Genomic DNA, 23630 nt, shown 5'->3' on the forward strand with positions numbered 1-23630 from the left:
AATACGGGCTCAGCGCGTCGCATAGCCGCCGTCCACGAGCATGTCGGATCCGGTGACGAAGGATGCGTCCGAGGAAAGCAGGAAAGCCGCCGCCGCGGCGATCTCGTCAGGATCGGCGATGCGGCCGAGCAGATGGGCGGGACCAAGGCCGGCATTGGCGGCCTCGAAATCGGCGAACCGGCGCAGCAGGCGGGTCGTGGCAACCGCGCCGGGCGACAGGCTGTTGACGCGAACCTTGTCGGGCGCGTGGTCCACGGCCATCGCCTTGGCAAGGTGGATCAGCCCGGCCTTGGCAGCGCAATAGGCGACGGCCTTGGTCGTGGCGACGCGCCCGAATTGCGAGCCGATGAAGACGATCGAGCCGCCGCCGCTTGCGGCGATCAGCGGCACGGCGAACTTGCTCATCAGAAAGGCGCCGGTCAGGCCGATATCGATCTCGTGCCGCCACGCACCTTCATCGAGATCGACGACGGTGGCGTTGGTGGAGGGGGCCGCGGCATTGTGCACCAGCCCGTCGAGCCGGCCGAATTTTTGCCGGGCGAACGCGACGGCCGCTTCGGCGGACTCGATGTTCGTCACATCGCACTGGCAAGCGGCCGCGGCAGGGCCAAGCGCTTCGGCAAGCTTAGTCGCAGCCTCAAGATCGTAATCCGCGCAGACGACGCTTGCGCCTTCGGCAGCGCAGCGTCGTGCAATCGCCGCACCGATGCCGCTGGCAGCGCCGGCAATGAGAATGACGCTGCCCTTCATGCGGTTCATTGCATCCGTCATCAGACCTGCTCCTCGGCTGCCTGCATCGTCGGCGCGATGACCGGCCGGCGTAAAAGATTGTAGCAGGCAGCTATCGTCACCAGCACGGCGCCGCCGCCGAGCAAGAGGAACATGGCCGGCGCGCCCATGCGGTCCATCAGGCCGGCGGAAATGCCGGGCGTCGCGACATTGCCGATCGAATAGAGCAGGAGCAGCGTGCCGGAAGCGCCGACCATGTGGCGGCTGTGCAATTGCGAGGCGCCGAAGGCCATCGCCACGGGATAAACGGTGAGCGCCGTGCAGCCATAGAGGAAGAACAGCACGAAGAGCAGCGGCACCGAAAAATTGCCGAGCCAGGCGATCGCAGCGCAGAGCGTGACGGACAGGACGCCCTGGACAAGCAATATGATTCGCCGCTCAAACCTGTCCGACAGCCAGCCGACTGGCGTCTGCGCCAGCATGCCGGCGATGCTGATGGTCGTAACCAGCCCGACCGTCGTTGCCGCCGACAGCCCGATCTGCGTGCCGTAGATCGGCGTCAGCACGAAGATGTTCATGTTGGTGATGCCGCCCTGGAAGATCGCCACGACCGTCACCGGCGCCAGCCGAAAGAGCGCCAGCGGGCCGAGGCGCTTGACCGGTCTCGCCGAACTTGCGTGCTCCGGATCGCTGGCCGGCAGCGCCGGCCAGCGACCGCCGATGAATTTGGAGATCAACGCCAGAAGCACCGTCGCCGCCGCGACCGGGAACAGATGCGGCGATTGCGGACCGACCAGGCCGACAAGGAGTTGTCCTAGCAGCACGGCGATCGCCGTCGTCAGCATGTAGAGCGAAAACAACGCGCCGCGATTGTGGTGCTCGGCGTAGAGGTTGATCCAGCTTTCGCAGACCACGAACAACGACGCCATCGCCATGCCGCCGAGCAGGCGGAAGCAGATCCAGCTCGGCAGGAATTCGGTGAAGACAAAGCCTGAAGCGGCCAGCAGCGCCAGCACAAGGATCGCGACGAAGGTGCGCTCGTGGCCGTATTGGGCGACAGCCGGGCGCGTGACCAGGCATCCGACGAGGAAGCCCACGGGATAGGCGGTCAGCACGATCTGCACGACCTGGGGCGAAATGCCGGGCTTGCCGAGATGCAGCGACACGGCGGTGGTCAGCATGGCGCTGCCGATGCAAGCGAGGCAGACGCCGACCATGATCGGCAGCATGGCGCGGGAGCGCTCAGCATTTTGCCAAAGCCTCATCGCGGATTGAGCGATCGACCTCATGAATGCGGCTGCGGCGGCTCCCTGGCGGCACCGTTGACCGACGGCAGCCCGAGCTGAAGCTACACTTTATAGTGGCTGCCACAAACGAAGATTGACGCGGCTATGGCTTAAATTTTTTTGGCCATGCCGGCAAAGGAAAGCGGCGTCTCGGCGCGTCGCGGGCTTTACAGCGGTTTTGCACCCTCCTTACCATAGGCAAAAACCGGATCTGGAACCCAGCGGAAGGGAACATCATGACGATCGAACGCCTCGAAAACGGCCAGCGCTTCTGCCGGGTGCTCCGCTATAGCGGCACCGTCTATGTGGCCGGCCTGACCGCGGATGATCTTTCCGGCGACACCACCAGCCAGACCAAGCAGATCCTGGCCAAGATCGATACGCTTCTGGCCAAGGCCGGCAGCGACAAGTCGAAGCTGCTCAGCGTCCAGATCTGGCTCCGCGACATCGCCGATTTCGAGATGATGAACACGGCCTGGGACGCCTGGATCGACAGGAGCGCCATGCCGGTGCGCGCCACGGTGGAAGCGCGGCTTGCCGGCGACCAGTACCGTGTCGAGATCATGGTGACGGCGGCCGTCGGATGAGCCGGCCGGCGAGGGGACGCCAATGCATGAGCTGGTGATCAAAGGCGGGCGCGTGGCGCTCGACGACGGCTGGGCCGAGTGCGACATCGGCATAGACGACGGCCGCATCGCCGCGATCGGCAAAGGCCTGACCGGGGGGAAATCGATCGACGCCGGCGGCAGCTGGGTGATGCCCGGTGGCATCGACGCGCATTGCCATCTCGACCAGCCGGTCTGGGGCGGCGCGGGCAATGCCGACGATTTCTATTCCGGCACGATCTCCGCGGCCTTTGGCGGCACCACCTGCATCGTCCCGTTCGGCATGCCCGGGCAGGACATGACCACCATCGGCGCCATTGACCGCGCGCTGGAGCGCGCGGCGGGGCGTCCCGTGATCGACTATGGGCTGCATGCCGTGGTCACCATGGGCACTGGCGCTGATGTTGAAGCCCAACTCGACCAGCTTGCCCAGCGCGGCATCGCTTCGGTCAAGCTGTTCATGACCTATCAGGGTTTTGCCGTCGACGACGACCTGTTCTTCCGAGTGCTCGATACGGCGAGACGACTAGGCTGGATCGTCATGGTCCATGCCGAAAATGACGCCGCGATCCGCCGCACGCGACAGCGGCTGATCGATCTCGGCCGCACCGATATCCGCTATCATGTCGTCGCCCACAGCGAGACGATGGAGCGCGAGGCGACGCATCGCGCTTTAGCCTTCGCCGAGATGACCGGCGCGCGCATGACCATCGTGCATGTCTCCTCCTGGCAATCGGCGGAGGAAGTGGCGCGGGCAAAGACGCGCGGCGTCGACGCCATTGCCGAGACCTGTCCGCAATATCTCTTTCTTGGGGCGGCTGACCTCGACCGCGACGCAGTCGACGCGGCCCGCTTCGTCTTTTCGCCGCCGCCGCGGTCGCCGCGCAGCCATGAGCATCTGTGGCAGGAGCTGATTAACGGCGGCATCGACCTCTGGTCGTCGGACCATTCGCCATATTATTTCGCCGACAAGATCGGCCGCTCCGAAACACCCGGTTTCACGACGACGCTGAGCGGCATTCCCGGCATCGAGACACGCCTGCCGCTGCTGTTTTCGGAGGGGCTGCTCACAGGCCGCCTGACGCTCGAGCGCTATCTCGACCTCACCTCGCGCAACGCCGCCTCGATCTACGGTTTCGCCGATCGCAAGGGCAGCATCGCCGTCGGGCTCGACGCGGACCTCGCGCTGTGGGATCCGGCTGCGCGCTGGACGCTCGGGCACAAGGCGCTGCATTCGCACGTCGATTTCACGCCCTATGAGGGCAAGGTCGTCACCGGCCGGCCGACCACCGTCCTGGTGCGCGGCGTGCCGGTGGTCGCCGACGGCAAGCTGCAGGCCGAACCGGGGTTCGGGCGCTTCGTGGCGCGCGCCGCCGCCGATCCGGCGCTTTTGGGAAAACCAGTCGAGGATTGGACACCATGGCTCGATGCCTGACCATCGCCGTTTGCCAGACCGGACCGATCCAGCGCAGCGCCACGCGCGCCGAGACAGTCGGGCGGCTGGTGCATCTGCTCGAAAAGGCAGCGGCTTCCGGCGCCGAGATCGCGGTGTTTCCGGAAATGGCGCTGACCACTTTCTTCCCGCGCTGGCGCATCGACGACCAGGCCGAGATCGATGCCTTCTTCGAAGTCTCGATGCCGGGACCCGAGACGCAGCGGCTCTACGATGCCGCCGCGCGGCTGAAGGTCGGCTTCGCGCTCGGCTATTGCGAGCTTGCGCATGAAGAGGGCCGCACACGCCATTTCAACACGATGGATCTGGTCGGACCGGATGGCGCTTTCATCGGCCGTTACCGCAAGATGCATGTGCCGGGCTCGAGCGAGCCGGAGGCGGGCACGACCACGCATCTCGAACGACGCTACTTCGAACCGGGCAATCTCGGCTTTCCGGTGTTCGACTATCGCGGCGTGCGCGTCGGGCTTGCCATCTGCAACGACCGCCGCTGGCCGGAGACCTATCGCATGCTCTGCCTCAACGGCGCCGAGGTGGCGTTGCTCGGCTACAACACGCCGCTGCTGCTCGACGAGGCGCCGGCGCTGGCGCATCTGAGAATGTTCCACAATCATCTGCCGATGCAGGCCGGCGCCTACCAGAACACGCTTTGGATAGGCGCCGCCGCCAAGGCGGGCCTGGAAGACGGGCAAGCGCTGATCGGCGGATCCTGCATCATCGCGCCGACCGGCGAGATCGCCGCGCAGGCGATGTCGCTCGACGACGAGGTCATTGTCCACCGCGCCGATCTCGATCTGATCGAGACCTGCCGGAAGGTGAATTTCAACTTCGAGCTCTATCGCCGCCCCGACCAGTACAAGCGCATCTCGGAGCCTGTCCGACCGCGATGGGCCTGATCGAAACCGGATACAGTCAGGACACCGCGGCGCTCGCAGCCGACCCGCTGTCGCTTGGCGACATCGTGGAGAACGGACTTTGCATCGGTTGCGGCCTTTGCGTCTCGATTGCCGGTGCTGGAGAAATCGAGATGGTGATGACGCCGGAAGGCCGAGAGCGGCCAGTGGCGAGGCAGGCGTTGGATAAGGCGACTTTGGCGAAGATCAACGCCGTCTGCCCAGGAACGAGGATCGCCGGTCCGCCTCCGGCGCAACGGCGCGAGGCCAGGCTAGCGGATACCGTCTGGGGGCCTGTTGAACGGCTTGTGCTCGGCTCCGCTGGAAATCCCACAGTGCGGTTTATCGGCTCCGGCGGCGGGACGCTGACGGCGCTCGGGCAGTTCCTGCTCGACTCGGGACGGGTCAAGTTCGTGCTGCACGTCGCGGCCTCGCGTTCCATGCCGATGCGCACGGAACGAAGGCTAAGCTTCGACAGCGCTTCGGTGCTCGAAGGCGCCGGCTCGCGCTATGGGCCGGCGGCGACGCTGGTGGATTTCAACGACATCCTCGACCGCGGCGAGCCGTTCGCCCTGATCGCCAAGCCCTGCGACATCACCGCGGTGCGAAACCTGGCGCGGCTCGATCTGCGTGTCGACGAATATATGCGCTATGCGCTCGCCTTCGTCTGCGGCGGGGCCTCTGACCTGACCAAGTCGGAACAGGTGCTGGAGCGTTTTGGCCTTCGTGAGGACGAGCTCGCTCTCTTCCGCTACCGGGGATATGGAAATCCTGGCCTGAACCGCGTCGAAACCAGAGACGGCCGCGCCTTCGAGATCAGCTATCGGCAGCTGTGGGAAGACGAGGACAAATGGATGATCCAGCCGCGCTGCAAGATCTGCCCCGACGCGATCGGGCAGGTGGCGGATATCGCGGTATCGGATTCCTGGCTGAACGGCGGACCGGCCGTCGAGGACGAGCCACTCAATGGCATCATCGTGCGCACGAAGCGCGGGCTGGAGCTGTTCGACGCGGCCGTTGAGACTGGCGTACTGCAGATCAAGCGGGAGAGCGGCATCGCCGAGATCAGCGAATTGCAGTCGCATCAAGTGCGCAAGCGGCGCGCCGTGTGGGCGCGGCTGACAGGCATGGCAATCGCAGGCAAGCCGGTGCCTTTTGTCAGCGACCTCGCTTTGCGGGATTGCGCCGTGCAGAACTCGCCGGCCGACAATCTGGCCGAAGGGCGGGGCGCCCGCGATCGCGCGCGCCGCGGCCGCCTGGGCGAGCCGCCAGCCGTGCCGCGCAAAATAGTCGTGGAGGATGAGCGCCGATGAGCGGGCAGACCGAAGTCATCATCATCGGCGGGGGCATGGCCGGCGCCGGCGCTGCCTTCGAGATTTCGCGCGATAAGAAGGTCGTGCTGCTCGAGCGCGAGAGCCATTGCGGCTATCACACCACGGGACGCTCGGCGGCGAGCTTCACCGAGAATTACGGCAACGGCGTCATCCGCCGCATCGTGCTCGCCAGCCGGGCGTTTCTCACCGAGCCGCCGACGGGTTTTTGTGATTATCCGCTGCTCAGCAAGCGCGGCATGATCACCGTGGCGCGCACCGACCAACTCGACCTTTTGCGTGAAGATCTGGCGGCCGCGCAGGCGCTCGTTCCCTCGATCGTCGCGATGACGCCGGCGGAGGCGATCGCGCGCGTGCCGGTGCTGCGCCGGGACTACCTCGCCGGCGCCTATATCGAACCGCATTCGATGGACATCGACGTCAACGGCCTGCACCAGGGTTTTTTGCGCGGCGCGCGAGCGCATGGCGCGCGCATCGTCACCAAGGCGGGTGTACGGACCATCGGCCGACAGGGCGGTCTATGGCGGGTCGAGACGGAGGCGGGAACATTCCTTGCGCCGCTGATCGTCAATGCGGCTGGCGCCTGGGGCGACGAGGTCGCTGCGATGGCTGGCGTGCGCCCGGTCGGCCTGCAGCCAAAGCGCCGCACCGCCTTCAACATTCCCGCACCTGCGGGTGTCGACATTAGCGACTGGCCGCTGGTCAACGATGTCGGCGCGGAATTCTATTTCAAGCCGGATGCCGGGCAATTGTTCGTGTCGCCGGCCGACGCCACGCCGTCGACGCCGATGGACGCATTTGCCGAAGACATCGATGTCGCGATCGGCGCCGAGCGTCTCGAACGGGCGACGACAATCGAGGTGCAGCGCGTGTCGCGCTCCTGGGCGGGCTTGCGGACATTTGTCGCCGACGGGTCACCAGTGGTCGGGCCGGATAACGAATTTCCGGATTTCGTCTGGCTAGTCGGGCAGGGCGGCTACGGCATCAAGACCTCGCCGGCGTTGTCGCGCATCTGCGCCAGCCTGATCGCCGGCGGCGGCCTGCCGGACAATGTCGCGAGGCAAGGCGTTTCCTTGGACGATCTGACGCCGCACCGGCTGCGCGGCGCCGAGGGCGAAGCTCGACGGGCCGCGCCATGAGCTCACTGACGGCCGGTGGGAAACTGGCGGGACGTATCCTGAACGCACTCGCCGAAGCCACGACGGACGCGCCGGGAATCACGCGCGTTGCTTACGGGCCGGGCGAGCGCTTCGCCCATGACTTTGTGCGCAAGGAGGCGGAAAAGCTCGGCGCCGTCGCGCGCGTCGATGCCGCCGGCAACCTCTATTTGACGCTGAAAGGCCGTGACCCGGATTTGCCGGCGATCGTCATCGGCTCGCATCTCGACAGCGTGGCGCATGGCGGCAATTTCGATGGCGCCGCCGGTGTCGTGGCGGGCCTGGCGGTCATGGCCGAACTGGTCGGGCAGGGCATCCGGTTGCCACGCGACCTCATCGTGCTGGTGACGCGCGCCGAGGAAGCCGTCTGGTTTCCGCTGTCCTACCCCGGCAGCCAGGCAGCGCTTGGCCTGCTGGAGCCACGGGCGCTCGAAGCCAGGCGCTCCGACAGCGGCCGCACACTGGCCGAGCACATGCGCGAGGAAGGTTTCGACCCTGATGTCGTGCGGCGGGGCATGCCGGGCATCGATGCAGGCCGGATCGCGGCTTTTGTCGAGGTGCATATCGAGCAGGGGCCACGCTTGACCGCCGCCGAAGCGCCGGTCGGCATCGTCACCGGGATCGCCGGCGGCTTCCGCTATGTCGACGCGAAATGCCTTGGCGCCTACGCCCATTCCGGCGCCGAGCCGCGCTTTGCCCGGCATGACAGCGTGCTTGGCTTTGCCGATCTGGTCGCCGCGCTCGAAACCGAATGGGATGCGCTCGAACGCGAAGGGCGTGAGGCCACCATCACCTTCGGCCGCGTGCAGTCCGATCCGACGCAGCATGGCGGCAGCCGTGTTCTGGGTGAGCTCGGTTTCACACTCGATGTGCGCAGCGCCGAGGCGGCCGTTCTGGAGCGGATCGAGGCGCGGCTGCAGACTATTCTCACGGAGGTTGGCGGCAAGCGTCGGGTGAGCTTCGAGACCGGCCCGCGCTTCACCTGGGAGCCGGCGACCATGTCGCCGGCGTTGATCGCTAGGCTCGACCGCGCCGCGACCGCATTGCAGATGAGGGCGCCGCATGTGCCGAGCGGAGCAGGGCACGATGCGGCCACGTTCGCCGGCGCGGGCATTCCGACCGCCATGCTCTTCGTGCGCAACGAAAACGGCAGCCACAATCCGCATGAAGCGATGGAGATCGCCGATCTCGATCAGGCGATACGTCTGCTTCTGCGCTTCGTCACCGACTTCGACAATCTCCTGGATCAGCCATGAACCTCGCCAAGACTGCCTTGCTCGTCATCGACCTGCAGAATGAGTACCGACCCGGCGCGGCATGGCCGGTCGTCGGCTACGACGCGGTGCTGGCCAATGCCGCAGCGCTGATCGAGGCCGCCCGCAAGGCTGGCGTGCCGGTCATCCACGCTCAGGCTTGGGTCAAGCCGGAAGAGCGTGAAGGCTACGCGCGTCAGGAGGAGATCCTGACCGAAGAATTCCGCTCCGCCGTCGCGGGCAGCGAAGGCGCGGACATCTGCGCCGAGGTGGCGGCCGTGCCCGGCGACATCGTCATCCACAAACACTGGCCGAGCGCCTTTCGCCGCACCGATCTTTCGCAGCGCCTCGCCGCGCTCGGGGTTGAAAACCTTGTTGTCACCGGCGTGCTCACCGACAGCTGTGTGACGGAGAGCGTGTTCGATGCGGTTTATCAGGGTTTTCGCGTCTGGCTGGTGAAAGAGGCCTGCGGCAGCATGACGGAAGCCATGCACCGCACCGGCATGCTCGACATGGCGAACCGGCTCTATGGCGGCGGCATATTGCGTCTGCGGCAGGCGTTGAAGGCGCTTGCCGAACAGCCCTTCGAGGGCTGGCGCTGCACGCGGCCGGTGGAATTCGCCTATACGCTGGAGAGCGTAGACCGGATCTACGAGGCGCTGTGATCGGCGCCACAGCCGCATGCGCCTTTGAATACCGTCTTTGAAGCCGAAGGCTTGAGAACCGCGCCGGGCAGCGCTCCGGTGGCTCTGCCGCCACACCAGACCGAGACGCCGTTGACGAAGACATGGTCGATGCCGGCGGCGGGCCGGCGCGGCTCCTCAAAGGTGGCGGTGTCGATGATCCTCTCGGGGTCGAAGATGACGAGATCGGCGAAATTGCCTTCGGCGAGAATACCGCGCTCCTGGATGCCGAATTCACGCGCAGGCAGGCCGGTCATGCGGAACACGGCTTCCTCCAGAGTGAGCAACCCTATATCCCGCGCGTAATGTCCGAGCACGCGCGGAAACGTGCCCCAGAGGCGCGGATGCGGGTGAATGTCGTACGGCAGGCCGTCGGAGCCGATCATGGTGCCCGGGTGCGCGATGATGTTGCGCACGTCGTCCTCATCGAGCTGGAAATAGACGGCACCTGCCGGCAGCAGGCGCTCGCCCGCCTGGCGCTCGGTGCAGTTCCATTCGCGGGCAATGTCGGCGATCTCGCGCCTTGCCATCTCCGGATGCGGATCGGACCAGGTGATGAGGATCTTCAGGCCGGTATCGCAGCGCTCCAGCCGCAGCACCGTCGAACTCGCGGCATAGGGATAGACATCCATGCCGATGTCCATCGTCTCGCGCGCCCGGTCGATGCGCGCGAGAGAGGGCAGGCTCTTGCCGAAATTGGCGCGGCCGGTGCACTGGTGATGCGAGATGAACAGCTTGCCGCCAGCATGACCGGCAATGTCGATCGCTTCCTCGATCGCCTCGTCCATCGCCTCGAAATAGTTGCGCGTGTGGGTGACATACGGACCGCCCAGGCCTGCCGCTGTGGCGGCGAGAGCCTTGACCTCATCGGTCGATGAGTTGACGGCCGGCGGATAGTCGAGCCCGGTGCTGAGGCCGAACGCACCTTCCGGCATGGCCTCGGCTACTGCCTCCTGCATTGCCGCCGTTTCGGCCTTATCGGCTGGCCGATCGGTCACCGGCATGCAGCGCTGGCGCAAGGTGGTGTGGCCGACGAGCAGGGCCGCGTTGGTGGCGATGCCGCGCCGCTTCAGCTCCGCAACATAATCGGCGAAGCGGCCGAAGCGGAAGTTCTCGCGGCCGCCGACCAGCGTGAAGGGCGGCGGCGGTGTCTTGTCGAGCAGCAGAGGCGCCAGGCTGACACCGCAATTGCCGGCGATCACCGTCGTCACGCCCTGGCTGATCTTCGGGTCCATGCCGCGCGGCGAAAGCAGCGCGCCGTCATCATGGGTGTGCACGTCGATGAAGCCGGGCGCGACGACCTTGCCCAGAGCATCGATTTCCTCGATGCCGTGCTCATCGTCCAGCCGGCCGATCGCCGCGATTCTGTCGCCGGTAACGGCGATGTCGGCCTCGAACGGTGCCGAGCCGTCGCCGGCGATCAGCGTCGCGTGGCGGATAACGAGGTCGTAAGGCATTGTAGTGTCCTAAGCTTCCGGATTGGCGGCGATCTCCTCGCGGCGGCGCGCGACATAGGCGTCGAGCTCCTCGCGGATTGCGGGATCCATGACCGGCTCCTCATAGTCGTGCAGCGCCTGCTGCCAGAGCTCTGTCGCCCGCTCCAGCGCATCCTTGCCGCCGGCTTCCTGCCAGGCGCCGTAGTTCTGCCAGTTGGAGAGCATCGGCTGGTAGAAGGCGGTGGTGTAGCGCGACATGGTGTGCTCGGCGCCGAAGAAATGGCCGCCGGCCGGCACCGACTTGATGGCTTCGAAGCCGAGGTCGTCCTCCTGGAATGGCAAGGGCCGCAGGAACTCCATCATGTTCTGCAGGATCTCGACGTCGAGCACGAGCTTTTCGTAGGACGCCGTCAGCCCGCCCTCCAGCCAGCCGGCGGCGTGATAGATCAAATTGGCGCCGCCGAGCACCGCGCCCCATGTCGCCATTTCGGTCTCGTAGGCGGCCTGCAAGTCGACCACGTTGGAGGCATTCGCATTTGAGGTGCGGTAGGGCAGGTTGTAGCGCCGCGCCAATTGGCCGGCGATGATGTTGGCCTTGGCGTTTTCCGGCGTGCCGAAGGCCGGCGCGCCCGACTTCATGTCGACATTGGAGGTGAAGGCGCCGTACATCACCGGCGTGCCGGGGTTGACGAGCTGGGTCAGCGTCACGCCGAACAGCGCCTCGGCGTTCTGCTGGCAGAGCGCGGCGGCCAGCGTCACCGGCGTCATCGCGCCCATCAGCGTGAAGGGCGTCACCGTCACCGGCTGGCCGTGCTCGGCCATGGCGATCAGGCCTTCCGCCATCGCGTCATCGAACAGGCGCGGCGAGTTGATCGAGATGATCGTGGTGACGCCCGGCGAGGCGCGCATCTCCTCGACCGAGATGCCGCGCGCGATCGCCATCATGTTGACGCCGTCCATCGCCCTGGCGCGGCCGATCGCCGTGCAATGGAAGGAGAGATCGCTCAGTGTCAGATTGGCATGGTAGGTGTCGAGATGGCGGGAATTCGCCGGCAGCTCGATCGGCGCCACCACCTGGTTGCCGATGATGTGGATGGCGTTGAAGTGGTGCGCCAGCCGGATGAAGTTCTGGTAGTCGGGGAGGTTGCCCGGACGGCGGCCGTTGATGCGGTCATGCACATTGGGCGGACCGGCGACCAGGCCGAAAACCAGTGAATTGCCGCCGAAATGGATCTGCTTGTCCGGATTGCGGCTGGTCAGCGTGAAGGAGGAGGGCACGTTGCTCAGAGCTTCCGTCACGATGCTCTCGTCGATGCGGATGGTCCGCTCCTCGCGATCGACGATGGCGCCAGCCTTGGCGAACAGGTCCATAACCTTTTCGCTCATGACGCGGATCCCGAGCTCCGACAGGATGCGCATCGAGGTCTTGTGCAACTGCTCCATGCGCTCCTCGTCAAGGAGCTGCATAGGCGGGTAGGGGTTCTTGACGCTCTGCCACGGCAGCTGCGCGATGCCGCCGCCACCGCGCCCGAGCTTCGATCTGCGGCCACCGCCGCGCCTGTCCTGTGACATAGCATTCCCCTTCGATTCTTGTTCTCGCACGGAAAACCGCTGCACTTTTCCTGGAATTGCTTTCAGTAGCCGCGTTCCGGATTGACCACATTCTCCAGCGGCTCGCCGCGGCGGTAGCGCGCCAGATTGTCGGCGAACATGCGCACCGACTTGATCTCCCAGCCGTCATAAACCGCAGCGCAATGCGGCGTGACGGCAACGTTGTCGTAGCTCCAGAGCGGATGCTCCGCCGGGAGCGGTTCGGTCGCAAAGACGTCGAGCGCCGCGCCCTTGATCCGCCCCGCATCAAGCGCGGCGAGAAGGGCCTTTTCCTCGATGACGCCGCCGCGCGAAATGTCGATGAGAACGACGGACGGCTTCATCGCGGCGAAAGCGGCCTCGCCCAGCAGGCCGCGCGTGGTGGACAGCAGAGGCACGCAGCAGACGATGAAATCTGCACGGCCGGTCAGAGGCAGCAGCGCGTCGGGCCCATGCACCTCGTCGAGCGACGGCATCGGTTTCGGTCGCGCGCGGATGCCCAGGGTGCGCATGCCCATCGCCTGCGCGCGGCGCGCGACGGCCTCACCGGTCTTGCCGAGGCCGACGATGAGGACGGTCTTACCCTCGATCGGCTCGACGCGGCCGCCGCCCCATTGGCGGGCCTGTTGCCGGCGCTCGAAACCGCGCAGGTCGAGCGAGAAGGAGAGCATGGCTCCGAGCGCATATTCGGCCAGCATACCGGCGGCGACGCCGGCCGAGTTCGTCACCGTCACATGATTCGGATCCCAGCGACCGAGATGGTCGGTGCCGGAGCCGCCGATCGACACCCATTTCACCGTCGGGCTCTCGACGAGGACCTGGCGCGGATAGCGCGGCGTGCCGTCGAAGCGGATCGAATAGACTACTTCCGCGGCGGTCCGCTCGATCAAAGCGGGAAGGCCGGCATAGGTGTCGCAGACATGAACATCCAGATCCGGATGTGTCTCGGCAAGCACCGCGAGCGCGCCGGCAGGCTTGTCGGTGTGCAGGATGATTGTTGGGCGCGCCGACATCGCGATCTCAATCGCGGCCGATATGATCGGCGGCGCTGCCGAGGACGGCAAGCAGCGCCCGGCCGTTCTCGAGCGTCGCATTCTCATGCGGCGCGCGCAGGTTCAGCCAGCGCCGGTCGCCGGACTTGACTGCAAGCACCGCCTTCATCGCAGGGATCAACCCGGCATCCTGGATGACCTTCCGGAACGTCTTGATAGCGCCATCGGCTTCGGCGACGTCCTCGCCCTGCCGGGCCGCGTCATAGAGGCGGCGAATGGCGGCGGCGTTCAAATTGACGGTGGCCGAAATGCAGCCGGCCGCGCCGCTCGCCAGACCCTTGGTGAGCTGCGCCTCGGAGCTCGGAAAGACCGAGATATCGGGCGCGGCGGAGATGACGGCGGCGGTGTTGTTCCAGTCGCCGGCGCTGTCCTTGTAGGCGACAACGGTGTTTGGGAACGCCTTGCTCAGCCTGGCCGCCAGGGCAGGGCTGACCGGCACACCGGAGTTCTGCGGGATGTGGTAGAGGATCACGCGCATCGAAGGTTTTGCCACCTTCTCGATCAGCTCGCTGTAGTAGCGCGCCTGGCCGTTGTCGCCGGCGCCGGTGTAGAAGAAGGAGGGCAGCACCATGACGGCGGCGCAGCCGAGGCCGACGGCGTGGGCCGACAATTCGACCGTTTCGGGAAGCGCGGTGACGCCGGTGCCGGGCATAAGCCGGTCCGGCGCAATGCCGGCCTCGACCAGCCATTCCAGCGCCTGCATGCGCTCGCGCAAGGACACCGACAGCGCTTCGCCCGTCGTGCCGAAGGGCGAGAGGAAATGCGCGCCTTGGCCGAGCACCCATTTGGCGTGAGAGATCCACAGATCGCGCGCGATGCGGCCGTCATCTTCGAATGGCGTCAGGATCGGGGCGATGGTTCCTTGCGGGCGGGTCATGACTATCCTCTATGCTTGCCTGTGTGGCCGACCACCGCCGCGACGGCGCGGGCGAAGTAGGCCGAAGCGGTGATGTCGAAGAGTATGTCGAAACCCGTCGGCGAACGGAACGTCACGGCTTCGATATGGCCGACGCGCGTCTGCGCGATATCGTCGGGGCCGAATTTTTGCGGTCTCAGGTCCAGCGCGCAAAGCGCGCTCATCGCTTCGGCAAGGCGGGGACCGGAAAGGCGCATCCATGCCCAGCCTTCCTCGCGCCATGAGGAGTAGCCGTTTGGCGCCGTCGCGGCCTGCCAGGCCGCTTTGACTTCGGCGAGAGTCTCGCCGGCGCTCTCAGCGAGAAGCAGGATGTCCTCGTTGCCGAGGCGCAGAACCCGCATGCCACGGTGGTCGCCGATGCGGTTGACGGCCGGCAGCGTAACGCCCTGCGCGGCAAGCCAGGCGGCGCTGCCGCCGCCTTTCAGGCCAAAGCGCGGGCGATCCGTGAGGTCGCTCAGCACGACCGCGCCGGAAATCAGCTCCGGGCCGTCGGCTGCGCCGCCAGGCATGAAGGGGTAGATGCGCGTCGCGGTGCCGGCGGCCATCTAGATCTCCTGCCGCGCATTGGTCGGATCGAAGAAGGCATGGGCGACGACCGGCACCTCGACCAATTCACCATTGCGGCATTTCACCGTCACGCGACTGCCTTCCGCCTGGTCGTCGACATGGACATAAGCGAGCGCGATGTGCCGCCCAAGCGACGGCGAATATCCGACCGAGGTGATCTGGCCGACAGGCGCGCCGCCGCGCAACACCAGACAGCTTTCGCCGGGGATGTTCCGCGCGCCGGCGGGGAATTGCAGCCCGACCAGCTTGCGGCTCTGCCCGAGCCTCGCGCGCATCTCGATGGAGCGCTTGCCGACGAAGAACGGCTTCTTCTTCGAGACAGCCCAGCCGAAGCCCAACTCGTCCGGGGTGGTGATCGCATCCGTGTCCTGGCCGATGAGGATGTGGCCTTTCTCCAGGCGCAAGATGCGCGACGCCTCCAGCCCGTAGGGGCGCAGGCCATGCGGTCCGCCCACCGCCATTACCGCATGCCACAGACTGGGCGCCAGGCTGGAGGGGCAATGCAATTCGTAGCTCAGCTCGCCGGTGAAGCCGATGCGCATCACGCGGACCGGGACACCGGCGACGGTGCCGTCGCGGCCGCTGAGATAGGGGAAGGCGTCGCGGCTGAAGTCGATGTCGCTCTCCAGCGCTTCGAGCACCTGGCGCGCCTTGGGTCCGGTGACGTTGAGGCCGGAGAAGGCGCCGGTGAGGTTGAGCACGTCGACCTTCAGACGCCACTCGGCATTCCAGAACAGCATGTCGGCATAGACGCGCGCGACGGCGCCGGTGGTTGCCGTCACATAGAACTGATCCTCGGCCATCCGGTAGGCGACGCCGTCGTCGACCACCGAGCCCATCTCGTTCAGCATCAGGCAATAGCGGACACGACCCACCGGCTGATTGGCATGCGCCATTGTGTAGAGGCGGTCGAGAAATTCGCCGGCATCCGGCCCGCGGATCTCCAGCTTGCCGAGCGTCGAGACATCGAGCAGGCCGACGCCTTCGCGCACGGCCAGGATTTCCTGGCGGACAGACTCGTCAGCGCTGCTTGCGTCACCATAGTAATAAGGCCGCCACCATGCGCCGACCGGCTTCATCGCGGCGTTCAGCGCGATGTGCCGCGCATGCAGCGCCGTGCGGCGCTCCAGCGCCTCGTGGTGACCGGCAAGCACGCCGAGCGTTTCCGGCCCGACAGGAGGCCGCGCCGTGGTGATGCCGATCTCGCCGACCGTCCTACCGGTTGCCTCGGCGACGATGCGGGCGGTCGCCAAGGCCGAATGGCGACCCTGACTCGGGCCCATGCCGACCGTGGTGAAGCGCTTTACCAGCTCGATCTCGCGATAGCCGTCCTTGGTCGCGTTCTGCAGATCCTTGACTTGCAGATCCTCGTCGAAGTCGACGAAGTCACGTCCCTTGGGGTCGGCGACAATCGGCTGCACATAGCGCGGCCGAATGGTCTTCGCCGTGACCTGAGGCTCATCGGCGACCGCATGGCCGAGTCGCACGAGCGCTGCTGCCGCCGCGCGCCGGCCGCTGGCGATCGCGTCCTCAAGATCATCCGATCCGGCAACGGCGCCGGCGAGATGGACGGGACCTTTCGGCAACGTGATCGTCATCGTTTGCATGCCGGCATCATAGCCGACCTTGCCGCCGGCCTGGCACGGCAATTGCCATGCTGGCGCCTGGCCGATCGAAACCGTCAGCAGGTCGCAAGCAATCCAGCTCCCGCCGACACGGACGCGGGCAAGGTGGCGATTTCCGACTGTGCCTTCCGCCGCTTCGATAGTCGCGCCTTTGCGCATGGTGACGCCTTTGCTGCGCAGTTCGGTTTCCAACGGACCGGCCTCGCGAGCGGGTCTCGGATCGACAAGCTCGACGACCGACACACCCGCATCCAGCAGGTCGAGCGCCGTCCGGTAGCCGTCGTCATTGGCGGCGAGCGCCACGGCGCTGGTGCCAGGGCGCACGCCATAGTGCCGGATCAGCCGTTGGGCGGCGCTGCCGAGCATGATCCCGGGCAGGTCGTTGTTGCGGAAGACGGCCGGCTGCTCGATGACGCCGGTCGCCAGGATCACCTCGCGAGCGCGCGTGCGATAGAGGCGATCGCCCTCGATCAGCGGCAGCCAGTTGTCTTCATACCAGCCATTGCAGACCGTGCCGGTCAGCACCTTGAGATTGGGCAGCGACTCGAGCCTTGCCAACAGACCGGAGAGGATGGCCGGATCGTAGCGGCCATAGCTCAGCGAGCCGCCGATCTCAGGATTCTCGTCGCACAGCACCACATCGGCGCCAGCTTCAGCAGCGGCGATCGCGGCGCTCAATCCCGCCGGGCCTGCGCCGACGACGAGCAGGTCGCAATGCAGATGCGTCTTGTCGAAATGCCGGTGCGGGGCCTTGGTGTCGACCACGCCCAGGCCCGCCTTGCGACGGATCACCGGCTCCCAGAATTTCAGCCAGCTATCGCGGCGCGGACCCATGAAGGTGCGGTAGTAGAACCCGACCGGCAGGAAGCGGCCGAACCTGTCCATGATGGCATCGCGGTCGCGCTCAAGCGAGCCGTTGACGTTCTGTGCGCTGACCCGCAGCCCTTCGCTGATCGGCGTCCACTCCGCGGCGGCGTTAGGTTCGAATGGCAATTGCACCAGCGCGTTGGCGTCGGTCCCGGTCATCGACAGGATGCCACGCGGTCGATGATATTTGAATGAGCGCGACAACACCCATTGGCCGGAAGCGGCGAGGGCGCTGGCGATGCTGTCGCCTTCATAGCCTTTAAAAGGCTTGCCTTCGAAGGTGAAGCGGATAGGCCGGCTTCGATCGATGCGGCTTCCAAAAGGGGCGAGCAGCCGGTTCATGCGCGGTCCCGCAGCTCGGACGCATCGAAGGTGCAGATGATCTCGTTGCTCACGAGATCGCGTTCGGCCAGGAAATAATAGTTGCTCGGCACGTGCCGCCACCACTCGGTCACGACACCTTTGCGGTTTTCTGCGCGGAACAGATGGCGCGACCATTCGGTATCGGCGGTTGCGTCCGGATCGGGCCGCGCACGCACCGGGCCGAAGGACTGGAACTCGTCGATGTTGCGCAGGCCGTTCATGGGGCAGGTAAGCAGTTTCATCGGTCAGTGTGGTTTCATGGCTAATGGCTGGCGGCAGTCGCGCCCATTTCATTGAGCAGCCGGAAGGTTTCGAAGCGCTCCAATGCAAATGGTTTGAGGATATCGGGCACCCGGCCGTCGGCGATGGTCTGCGCCATGCGCTTGCCGGCGACAGGCGTCGCCTTGAAGCCCCAGGTGCCCCAGCCGCAATCGAGCCAGAGATTGGTAAGCGGGCTGGCACCCATGATCGGGCTGTAGTCCGGCGTCATGTCGGTGATGCCGGCCCACTGCCGGAGCAGGCGCACACCTTGCAGAAAGGGGAAGAGGTGGACGGCGCCTTCGGCAAGATGCTCCTTCATGTCGAGCGTCGAGCGCGTCGAATAGAGCTGGTAGGGATCGGAGCCGCCGCCGATGACGATTTCGCCGCGCGAGGATTGCACGAGATAGGTGTGCAGGGAAACGGACGAGACCAGCGTGTGCAGCCAGGGTTTCAAGGGCTGGGTCACCATTGCCTGCAGCGGGTAGCAGCGGATGGGAAGCTCGACGCCGGCCTTCAGCGCGACGTCATAGTTCATGCCGCCGGTGGCGATCAGCACCTGGCCGCAAGCGACGCGGCCCCTGTTCGTCTTGACGGCCTGGACCCGGTCGCCGACGACCTCGAAGTCTTGCACCTCGGTGCGCTGGTGGATCTCGACGCCACGTCGCGACGCCTGGGCGGCGTAGCCCCAGGCGACGGCGTCATGGCGCGCCGTTCCGCCGTCGGCATGCCAGAGCGCGCCGAGGATTTCGAGCGGGCCGCCATAGTCCATATTCAAAAGCGGGCAGAGCTCCTCGACGCCCTTCTGGTCGACGACCTCGGTGCGCGTGCCCATATGCTTGCCCATTTCGGCGCGCATGTGGAAGCTGCGCATCGTCGCCTCGCTATGCGCCAGCGTAAGTTGGCCGCGCTGCGAGAACATGACGTTGAAATCGAGCTCATGCGAGAGCCGCTCGAACAGCTCGACGCCTTCCTTGTAGAAAGCGATGCCTTCCGGCGTGATGTAGTTGGAGCGGATGGTGGTGGTGTTGCGCGCCGTGTTGCCGCCGGCGAGATAGGCTTTCTCCAGTACCGCCACGCTGCTTATATCGTGATATTTGGCAAGGTGATGCGCGCAGGACAGTCCATGCCCGCCGCCGCCGATGATGACGACATCATAGGCCGGCTTCAGCTCGGGCGTGGCGGGGATGTCGCCGCTCACCGGATAGTCCCTGCTGAGACCGTATTTCAGGAGCCTGAGGGGCATTGCGGGCTCAGCTCGAAATCTTGGGAGGATCGTAGAGCAGCGCCGAGAGATCGGAGAAGCGGCTGTTGCGGTCGTCGAGCGAAAGCACCGCGTCGCGGATCGCAGCGGCGCGGCTAGATCCGAGCACGGGCGCGGCGAACTCCATGTATTTGGCCTCGACGTCCTGCCTGGTCATCGGCGCTTCCGGGCCGCCGCGCGCATGCACGTCGCCGGACGCCAGCACACGTCCGTCCGTCGTCGTGATGACGACGTCGGCCCAGCGGCCGGCCGGGAAGCGGGCGCTGTGGCGCTCGGTTTCGATCACCGTGATGCGCGTCAGCATGTCCGCGACCGCGGCGTCCACGAGCCCGGAGCCGGAAATATGCTCGAGCCCGATCCGCCCATGGAGGATGAAGGTCGCCACGGCGAAGCGCAGGCTGTATTGCGCCTTCGAGGTCGTGTCCGGCATGCCGTCGAAGAGCGTTGCGGCATAGTGGAAGCTGTTGACCTGGACATGGCCGATGTCGGACGGGGCAAGGTTGTGCGCCAGGCAAAGTCCACGCACGGCATCAATGGCCGCATGCGCCCAGCGGCAGATCGGGTAGGGTTTAAGGTATTGATGGAGCGACTGCCAGAAGACGCCGAGGTCCTGCCAATGGGTCGCGACCTCCGGCGCCTCTACCGTGATCGCCGGCGCGCCGGTGAAGCCGCGCTCGGCCAGCACCGCCGCGGAGAGGCCGACGAGAGCGCCGAGGCCGGAGCCGTCATGCAGCATGGTTGGCGTGGCGATCTCGCGCATCATCTGGCTGCGCGGGCCATGATACTCGGCAATGCCCAGCGCCTCGCGCAGTTGCGTTTCGTCGAGCCGCCGCTGCCGTGCCGCGATCGCCGCAACGCCCAGGGCGTTCCAGGCGCCGGAGGTATGATAGTCGCTCACCGTCGCATGCAAGGCGATGCCGGCCCGGCCGGCGATTTCGTAGCCGACGACCAGGGACGCCAGCGCCTCCGGCCCGGTGAGGTCGGGCCTCGCCTCCGCGAGTGCTGCAAGCGCCGGCACGACCGCCACGCCGATATGGCCTTTGGTGGGGCTGTAGCCGTCGTGGGCGTCGAGATTGTCGATCTGCGTGGCGACGGCATAGGCCGCGCCGGCAATGCTGGCGCGCCGTCCGTCGAACAGCATGCGGGCGGAATATTGCGGGTCGCCCGAGCCATAGAGCAGGACGGCGGCGTCGCGGGCGATGCGGCCGGCCTCCATCGGTCCTGCCGCAACGGCGATGCCCAGCGTGTCGAGCAGGAGGTAACGGGCCTGTTCGAGCACCGGCTGAGGGAAGACGGAAGCTGGACGCCGCAGCACGAAATCGGCCAGGCGTGTGAACGTATCGGAACTGACGACAGGCCCCTCACGCCGGTATGACGGCACAGCCACGCGCTTATCTCCCCTGTCTTCTCACAACATCATTAAATTAGGTTCATCGCGCAGGCACGCGATTAGTTTGGCGGCTTTGGCCAAAAATATTGATGCCATGTCGCTTGTCTGCGATTGAACGCCCGGTTGCCCATGCGATAGCTAGGCAACTGTGGAACAGGAGACCGGGATGAAGCCGCCACCCCCCTTGAACTATATCCGCTCGTTCGAGAGCTCGGCCAGGCATCTGAGCTTTACCACCGCTGCCAAGGAACTGGGCTACACGCAAGCCGCGGTCAGCACGCATGTGCGCGCGCTCGAACATTATATCGGCCGGCAGCTGTTCATCCGCTATCCGCGCAGCCTGAAGTTGACCGAGATGGGGGAGGCGTTCCTGCCGACCTTGCGCCAGGCGCTCGATCAGATCGACCAGGCGACTGAGGCGATCGTGGCGTCCTCTCGCAACCGGACAGTCGTGGTTTCGTGCCCGATGAGCCTTGCGGAAAACTGGCTGGCGGGCTGCATGGCCGCCTTCCGCAAGAAGCATCCTGAGATCGAGATCGTCCTGCACGGCACGATCTGGGAGGATCTGAACGAGCAGATCGCCGACATCACAATCTCGACGCGGCGTTTCGATGACAGGCCGCCGGCGGCGATCCCGCTCTGGAACGACGAACTGGTGCTGCTCTGCGCCCCTGCCTTGCTCGAGGGCGAGCATGCGCTGAAGACGCCGCAGGACATGCTAAAGGTGGACTGGATCTTCGTGCATGGCCGCCAGGAATACTGGCAGGCGGTGACCGAGGCGCTCGGCGTTGACATGGAGGACCATGACAAGGGCCTGTCGACCAACGCCTCCAACATCGCGCTCGAGCTCGCCGCGATGGGGGCGGGGCTCGTTGCCACGCAGCGCTCGCTGGCGCATGCCTATATGCGCCGCGGGCTTCTCGTCGAGCCGTTTCCGGTGCGGCCGCCAAGTCCCTGGAATTACTATCTCACCGAGAGCCAGCTTTCGAAGGGAAATATCGCCCGAGCAGTGAGGGAATGGATCTTGTCCAGGGCCAGGGAAGACGCCGCCCGACCATAGGCCTATCCGCTCCTTCAAAAATTTAGCTAGCCAATGCCATTGTTTTTTTAGGCCTCAAGGGCCGGTTTTCTGCGGTTTGTGAAGGGTCGAGCCCTTCCGCGATTTTTGCATCACCCCTAACATGCTGAGCCGCAAGGGGAATGCAACGGGCGGAAAGCCCTGAACCGGAGAACAACGATGACAATGTTCAAGAGCAACGGTGACCGCGTGCCGGCGGTCATCGAAAGCTACGCAGCTGAAGTCAAAGGCGGGCGGATGGACCGCCGCGAATTCCTAGCCATGGCAAGCGTGATGGGTGCTTCAACGGCGCTTGCCTATGCGATGGCAGGGATGGAGCCGGCCAAGGCCTCGACAGCCGTGCCCGGCAAGAAGGGCGGCATCCTGAAGATGCAGATGATCATCAAGGACATGAAGGATCCGCGCGCCTGGGACTGGTCGGAAATCGCCAATGTCATGCGCCAGTGCAACGATTACATGATCCGCTACACCACCGACTTCACCTTCGAGGGCCATCTGGTCGAGAGCTGGGAGGTGAGCGACGACGCCACCGAATACACGCTGCATCTGCGCAAGGGCGTGAAATGGTCGAATGGCGACGACTTCAACGCCGACGACATCGTCTACAACATCGAGCGCTGGTGCGATAAGGCGGCCGAGGGCAACTCGATGGCCGGGCGCATGGGCTCGCTGATCGACGCCGCTACGAAAAAAGCTACCAAAGGCGCCATCACCAAGGTCGACGACCATACGGTGAAGCTGAAATGCAATCAGTCCGACGTTACCATCATCCCGGGCTTCTCCGACTATCCGGCGGTTATCGTCCATCGCGACTTCGACAAGAACGGCGCCAATATGCTGAAGACGCCTGGCACCGGCCCGTATGAGCTGATCTCCTACAAGGTCGGCGAATCCGCCTCGGTGAGGCGGCGCAAGGATTTCACCTGGTTCGGCGGCGAGCCCTATCTCGACGGCGTCGACTGGATCGACTACGGATCGGACGCATCCAACCCCGCCATCGGCAGCGCCTTCGAGGCCGGCGAGATCGACTGCAACTACCAGACGGTCGGCGGCACGGTCGATCTCTATGACAGCATGGGCCTGGTCAAGGAGCAGGTTGTCACCGCCGGCACGATCGTGCTGCGCACCAACGTGACCAACAAGCCCTATGACGACAAGCGCGTGCGCAACGCCATCCAGCTTGCGGTCGACAACGAGACGGTGCTGAAACTCGGCTATAGCGGCTTGGGGCAAGTCGCCGAAAACCATCATGTCTGCCCGATCCATCCGGAATATTACGAACTGCCCAAAGTCCCGCGCGACCTGGCCAAGGCAAAGGCGCTGATGGCCGAGGCCGGCCTGACGGATCACGAGTTCGAGCTGATCTCCTACGACGCCGACTATGTGAAGGATCCGGCCGATGTCGTCGCTGCGCAGATGCGCGACGCCGGATTCAAGGTCAAGCGCACCATCATCCCGGGCTCGTCGTTCTGGAACGACTGGACGAAATATCCGTGGTCGACCACCGACTGGGGCATGCGGCCGCTGGGGGTGCAGGTGCTGGCGATCGCCTATCGCAGCGGTGAAGCGTGGAACGAGTCCGGCTACGCCAATCCGGAGTTCGACAAGAAGCTCAACGAAGCGATGGCCATCGCCGACCCGGCCAAGCGCAAGGAGCTGATGAAAGACGTGGAGTTCATCCTGCAGGACTCCGGCATCCTCGTCCAAGCATTCTGGCGCTCGCTCTACCGCCACCACGCCACCTATGTGAAGAACCTCGGCATGCACCAGACGTTCGAACTGCAGCTCGACAAGGTGTGGTTGGATAGGGCCTAGACCGGCAGCTCAAACACCA

At 65.4% G+C, this 23630-nt stretch carries 20 protein-coding genes; 9 read left to right on the forward strand and 11 right to left on the reverse strand.

The features are described from left to right. Positions 1-9: 9 nt before the first annotated feature. Positions 10-771 carry an SDR family NAD(P)-dependent oxidoreductase gene (locus LB529_RS03450; protein ID WP_140839273.1) on the reverse strand — a complete coding sequence of 254 codons (762 nt, stop codon included), beginning with the start codon at positions 769-771 and terminating at the stop codon, positions 10-12. Further along, positions 771-1958: an MFS transporter gene (locus tag LB529_RS03455; protein ID WP_224710187.1), complete on the reverse strand. Its 1188-nt coding sequence runs from the start codon at positions 1956-1958 to the stop codon at positions 771-773. Before LB529_RS03455 ends, LB529_RS03450 begins: the two co-directional genes overlap by 1 nt. A gap of 293 nt (positions 1959-2251) precedes the next feature. On the opposite strand from LB529_RS03455, the gene LB529_RS03460 reads away from it, so the two are divergent. The 7 genes from LB529_RS03460 to LB529_RS03490 are packed head-to-tail and all read left to right on the forward strand — an operon-like array spanning position 2252 to position 9372. Beyond that, positions 2252-2602 (forward strand): RidA family protein, encoded by a 351-nt coding sequence (locus LB529_RS03460; RefSeq protein WP_224710188.1) that lies wholly within the window; start codon positions 2252-2254, stop codon positions 2600-2602. A 22-nt stretch (positions 2603-2624) separates the two neighbouring features. After that, positions 2625-4055, forward strand: a complete 1431-nt coding sequence (hydA, locus tag LB529_RS03465; RefSeq protein ID WP_224710189.1) for a dihydropyrimidinase — start codon at positions 2625-2627, stop codon at positions 4053-4055. Continuing rightward, positions 4040-4969, forward strand: a complete 930-nt coding sequence (locus tag LB529_RS03470; protein WP_224710190.1) for a nitrilase-related carbon-nitrogen hydrolase — start codon at positions 4040-4042, stop codon at positions 4967-4969. The genes hydA and LB529_RS03470 overlap by 16 nt, the downstream gene beginning before the upstream one ends. Continuing rightward, entirely contained in the window at positions 4960-6279 is a 1320-nt protein-coding gene (locus LB529_RS03475) for a Coenzyme F420 hydrogenase/dehydrogenase, beta subunit C-terminal domain (protein WP_224710191.1), read from the forward strand. The genes LB529_RS03470 and LB529_RS03475 overlap by 10 nt, the downstream gene beginning before the upstream one ends. Next, positions 6276-7436 carry an NAD(P)/FAD-dependent oxidoreductase gene (locus LB529_RS03480; RefSeq protein ID WP_224710192.1) on the forward strand — a complete coding sequence of 387 codons (1161 nt, stop codon included), beginning with the start codon at positions 6276-6278 and terminating at the stop codon, positions 7434-7436. Before LB529_RS03475 ends, LB529_RS03480 begins: the two co-directional genes overlap by 4 nt. After that, the gene (locus LB529_RS03485) at positions 7433-8710 is read left to right on the forward strand and encodes a Zn-dependent hydrolase (RefSeq protein WP_224710193.1); all 1278 of its coding nucleotides are present in this window, start codon (positions 7433-7435) and stop codon (positions 8708-8710) included. The genes LB529_RS03480 and LB529_RS03485 overlap by 4 nt, the downstream gene beginning before the upstream one ends. Continuing rightward, positions 8707-9372, forward strand: coding sequence for a cysteine hydrolase family protein (locus LB529_RS03490; protein WP_224523192.1), 666 nt, complete (start codon positions 8707-8709; stop codon positions 9370-9372). Before LB529_RS03485 ends, LB529_RS03490 begins: the two co-directional genes overlap by 4 nt. On the opposite strand, the gene LB529_RS03495 is transcribed toward LB529_RS03490, so the two are convergent. The 9 genes from LB529_RS03495 to LB529_RS03535 all read right to left on the reverse strand — a co-directional run bounded on the left by LB529_RS03495 (position 9357) and on the right by LB529_RS03535 (position 20715). Then, positions 9357-10847 (reverse strand): N-acyl-D-amino-acid deacylase family protein, encoded by a 1491-nt coding sequence (locus LB529_RS03495; RefSeq protein WP_224710194.1) that lies wholly within the window; start codon positions 10845-10847, stop codon positions 9357-9359. The two genes, LB529_RS03490 and LB529_RS03495, sit on opposite strands and share 16 nt — an antisense overlap. 9 nt (positions 10848-10856) lie before the next feature. Beyond that, a complete protein-coding gene (locus tag LB529_RS03500; RefSeq protein ID WP_095768562.1) occupies positions 10857-12398 on the reverse strand; it encodes a trimethylamine methyltransferase family protein in 1542 nt (513 codons plus the stop codon). A 62-nt stretch (positions 12399-12460) separates the two neighbouring features. After that, the gene (locus LB529_RS03505) at positions 12461-13429 is read right to left on the reverse strand and encodes a D-2-hydroxyacid dehydrogenase (protein WP_224710195.1); all 969 of its coding nucleotides are present in this window, start codon (positions 13427-13429) and stop codon (positions 12461-12463) included. 7 nt (positions 13430-13436) lie between these two features. Further along, on the reverse strand, positions 13437-14345 hold the full coding sequence (locus LB529_RS03510; RefSeq protein ID WP_224710196.1) for a dihydrodipicolinate synthase family protein: 909 nt from the start codon (positions 14343-14345) through the stop codon (positions 13437-13439). Between the two features lie 2 nt (positions 14346-14347). Beyond that, a complete protein-coding gene (locus tag LB529_RS03515; protein WP_224710197.1) occupies positions 14348-14929 on the reverse strand; it encodes a hypothetical protein in 582 nt (193 codons plus the stop codon). Continuing rightward, positions 14930-17785, reverse strand: a complete 2856-nt coding sequence (locus LB529_RS03520) for a 2Fe-2S iron-sulfur cluster-binding protein (protein WP_224710198.1) — start codon at positions 17783-17785, stop codon at positions 14930-14932. Further along, on the reverse strand, positions 17782-18048 hold the full coding sequence (locus LB529_RS03525; protein ID WP_224710199.1) for a sarcosine oxidase subunit delta: 267 nt from the start codon (positions 18046-18048) through the stop codon (positions 17782-17784). The genes LB529_RS03520 and LB529_RS03525 overlap by 4 nt, the downstream gene beginning before the upstream one ends. Before the next feature lie 20 nt (positions 18049-18068). Next, positions 18069-19310, reverse strand: coding sequence for an FAD-dependent oxidoreductase (locus LB529_RS03530; RefSeq protein ID WP_224710200.1), 1242 nt, complete (start codon positions 19308-19310; stop codon positions 18069-18071). Between the two features lie 7 nt (positions 19311-19317). Beyond that, positions 19318-20715 (reverse strand): MmgE/PrpD family protein, encoded by a 1398-nt coding sequence (locus tag LB529_RS03535; RefSeq protein WP_224710201.1) that lies wholly within the window; start codon positions 20713-20715, stop codon positions 19318-19320. Between the two features lie 169 nt (positions 20716-20884). On the opposite strand from LB529_RS03535, the gene LB529_RS03540 reads away from it, so the two are divergent. Both LB529_RS03540 and LB529_RS03545 read left to right on the forward strand, forming a co-directional pair. Next, complete coding sequence (locus LB529_RS03540) at positions 20885-21778, forward strand: LysR substrate-binding domain-containing protein (protein WP_224710202.1); 894 nt, start codon at positions 20885-20887, stop codon at positions 21776-21778. Between the two features lie 177 nt (positions 21779-21955). Continuing rightward, positions 21956-23611 carry an ABC transporter substrate-binding protein gene (locus LB529_RS03545; protein WP_224710203.1) on the forward strand — a complete coding sequence of 552 codons (1656 nt, stop codon included), beginning with the start codon at positions 21956-21958 and terminating at the stop codon, positions 23609-23611. Positions 23612-23630 lie beyond the last annotated feature (19 nt).

The organism is Mesorhizobium sp. CA5, from assembly GCF_020165105.1.
In the GTDB taxonomy this organism is placed as follows: Bacteria; Pseudomonadota; Alphaproteobacteria; order Rhizobiales; family Rhizobiaceae; genus Mesorhizobium.

What these genes read in the sequence shown, in the direction of transcription:
- LB529_RS03490 (WP_224523192.1), top strand. Translation starts at nt 8,707, where the DNA reads ATGAACCTCGCCAAGACTGCCTTGCTCGTCATCGACCTGCAGAATGAG.
- LB529_RS03505 (WP_224710195.1), bottom strand. Translation starts at nt 13,429, where the DNA reads ATGTCGGCGCGCCCAACAATCATCCTGCACACCGACAAGCCTGCCGGC.
- LB529_RS03515 (WP_224710197.1), bottom strand. Translation starts at nt 14,929, where the DNA reads ATGGCCGCCGGCACCGCGACGCGCATCTACCCCTTCATGCCTGGCGGC.
- LB529_RS03530 (WP_224710200.1), bottom strand. Translation starts at nt 19,310, where the DNA reads ATGCCCCTCAGGCTCCTGAAATACGGTCTCAGCAGGGACTATCCGGTG.
- hydA (WP_224710189.1), top strand. Translation starts at nt 2,625, where the DNA reads ATGCATGAGCTGGTGATCAAAGGCGGGCGCGTGGCGCTCGACGACGGC.
- LB529_RS03475 (WP_224710191.1), top strand. Translation starts at nt 4,960, where the DNA reads ATGGGCCTGATCGAAACCGGATACAGTCAGGACACCGCGGCGCTCGCA.
- LB529_RS03500 (WP_095768562.1), bottom strand. Translation starts at nt 12,398, where the DNA reads ATGTCACAGGACAGGCGCGGCGGTGGCCGCAGATCGAAGCTCGGGCGC.
- LB529_RS03455 (WP_224710187.1), bottom strand. Translation starts at nt 1,958, where the DNA reads ATGCTGCCGATCATGGTCGGCGTCTGCCTCGCTTGCATCGGCAGCGCC.
- LB529_RS03510 (WP_224710196.1), bottom strand. Translation starts at nt 14,345, where the DNA reads ATGACCCGCCCGCAAGGAACCATCGCCCCGATCCTGACGCCATTCGAA.
- LB529_RS03525 (WP_224710199.1), bottom strand. Translation starts at nt 18,048, where the DNA reads ATGAAACTGCTTACCTGCCCCATGAACGGCCTGCGCAACATCGACGAG.
- LB529_RS03485 (WP_224710193.1), top strand. Translation starts at nt 7,433, where the DNA reads ATGAGCTCACTGACGGCCGGTGGGAAACTGGCGGGACGTATCCTGAAC.
- LB529_RS03450 (WP_140839273.1), bottom strand. Translation starts at nt 771, where the DNA reads ATGACGGATGCAATGAACCGCATGAAGGGCAGCGTCATTCTCATTGCC.
- LB529_RS03540 (WP_224710202.1), top strand. Translation starts at nt 20,885, where the DNA reads ATGAAGCCGCCACCCCCCTTGAACTATATCCGCTCGTTCGAGAGCTCG.
- LB529_RS03460 (WP_224710188.1), top strand. Translation starts at nt 2,252, where the DNA reads ATGACGATCGAACGCCTCGAAAACGGCCAGCGCTTCTGCCGGGTGCTC.
- LB529_RS03545 (WP_224710203.1), top strand. Translation starts at nt 21,956, where the DNA reads ATGACAATGTTCAAGAGCAACGGTGACCGCGTGCCGGCGGTCATCGAA.
- LB529_RS03495 (WP_224710194.1), bottom strand. Translation starts at nt 10,847, where the DNA reads ATGCCTTACGACCTCGTTATCCGCCACGCGACGCTGATCGCCGGCGAC.
- LB529_RS03520 (WP_224710198.1), bottom strand. Translation starts at nt 17,785, where the DNA reads ATGAACCGGCTGCTCGCCCCTTTTGGAAGCCGCATCGATCGAAGCCGG.
- LB529_RS03480 (WP_224710192.1), top strand. Translation starts at nt 6,276, where the DNA reads ATGAGCGGGCAGACCGAAGTCATCATCATCGGCGGGGGCATGGCCGGC.
- LB529_RS03470 (WP_224710190.1), top strand. Translation starts at nt 4,040, where the DNA reads ATGGCTCGATGCCTGACCATCGCCGTTTGCCAGACCGGACCGATCCAG.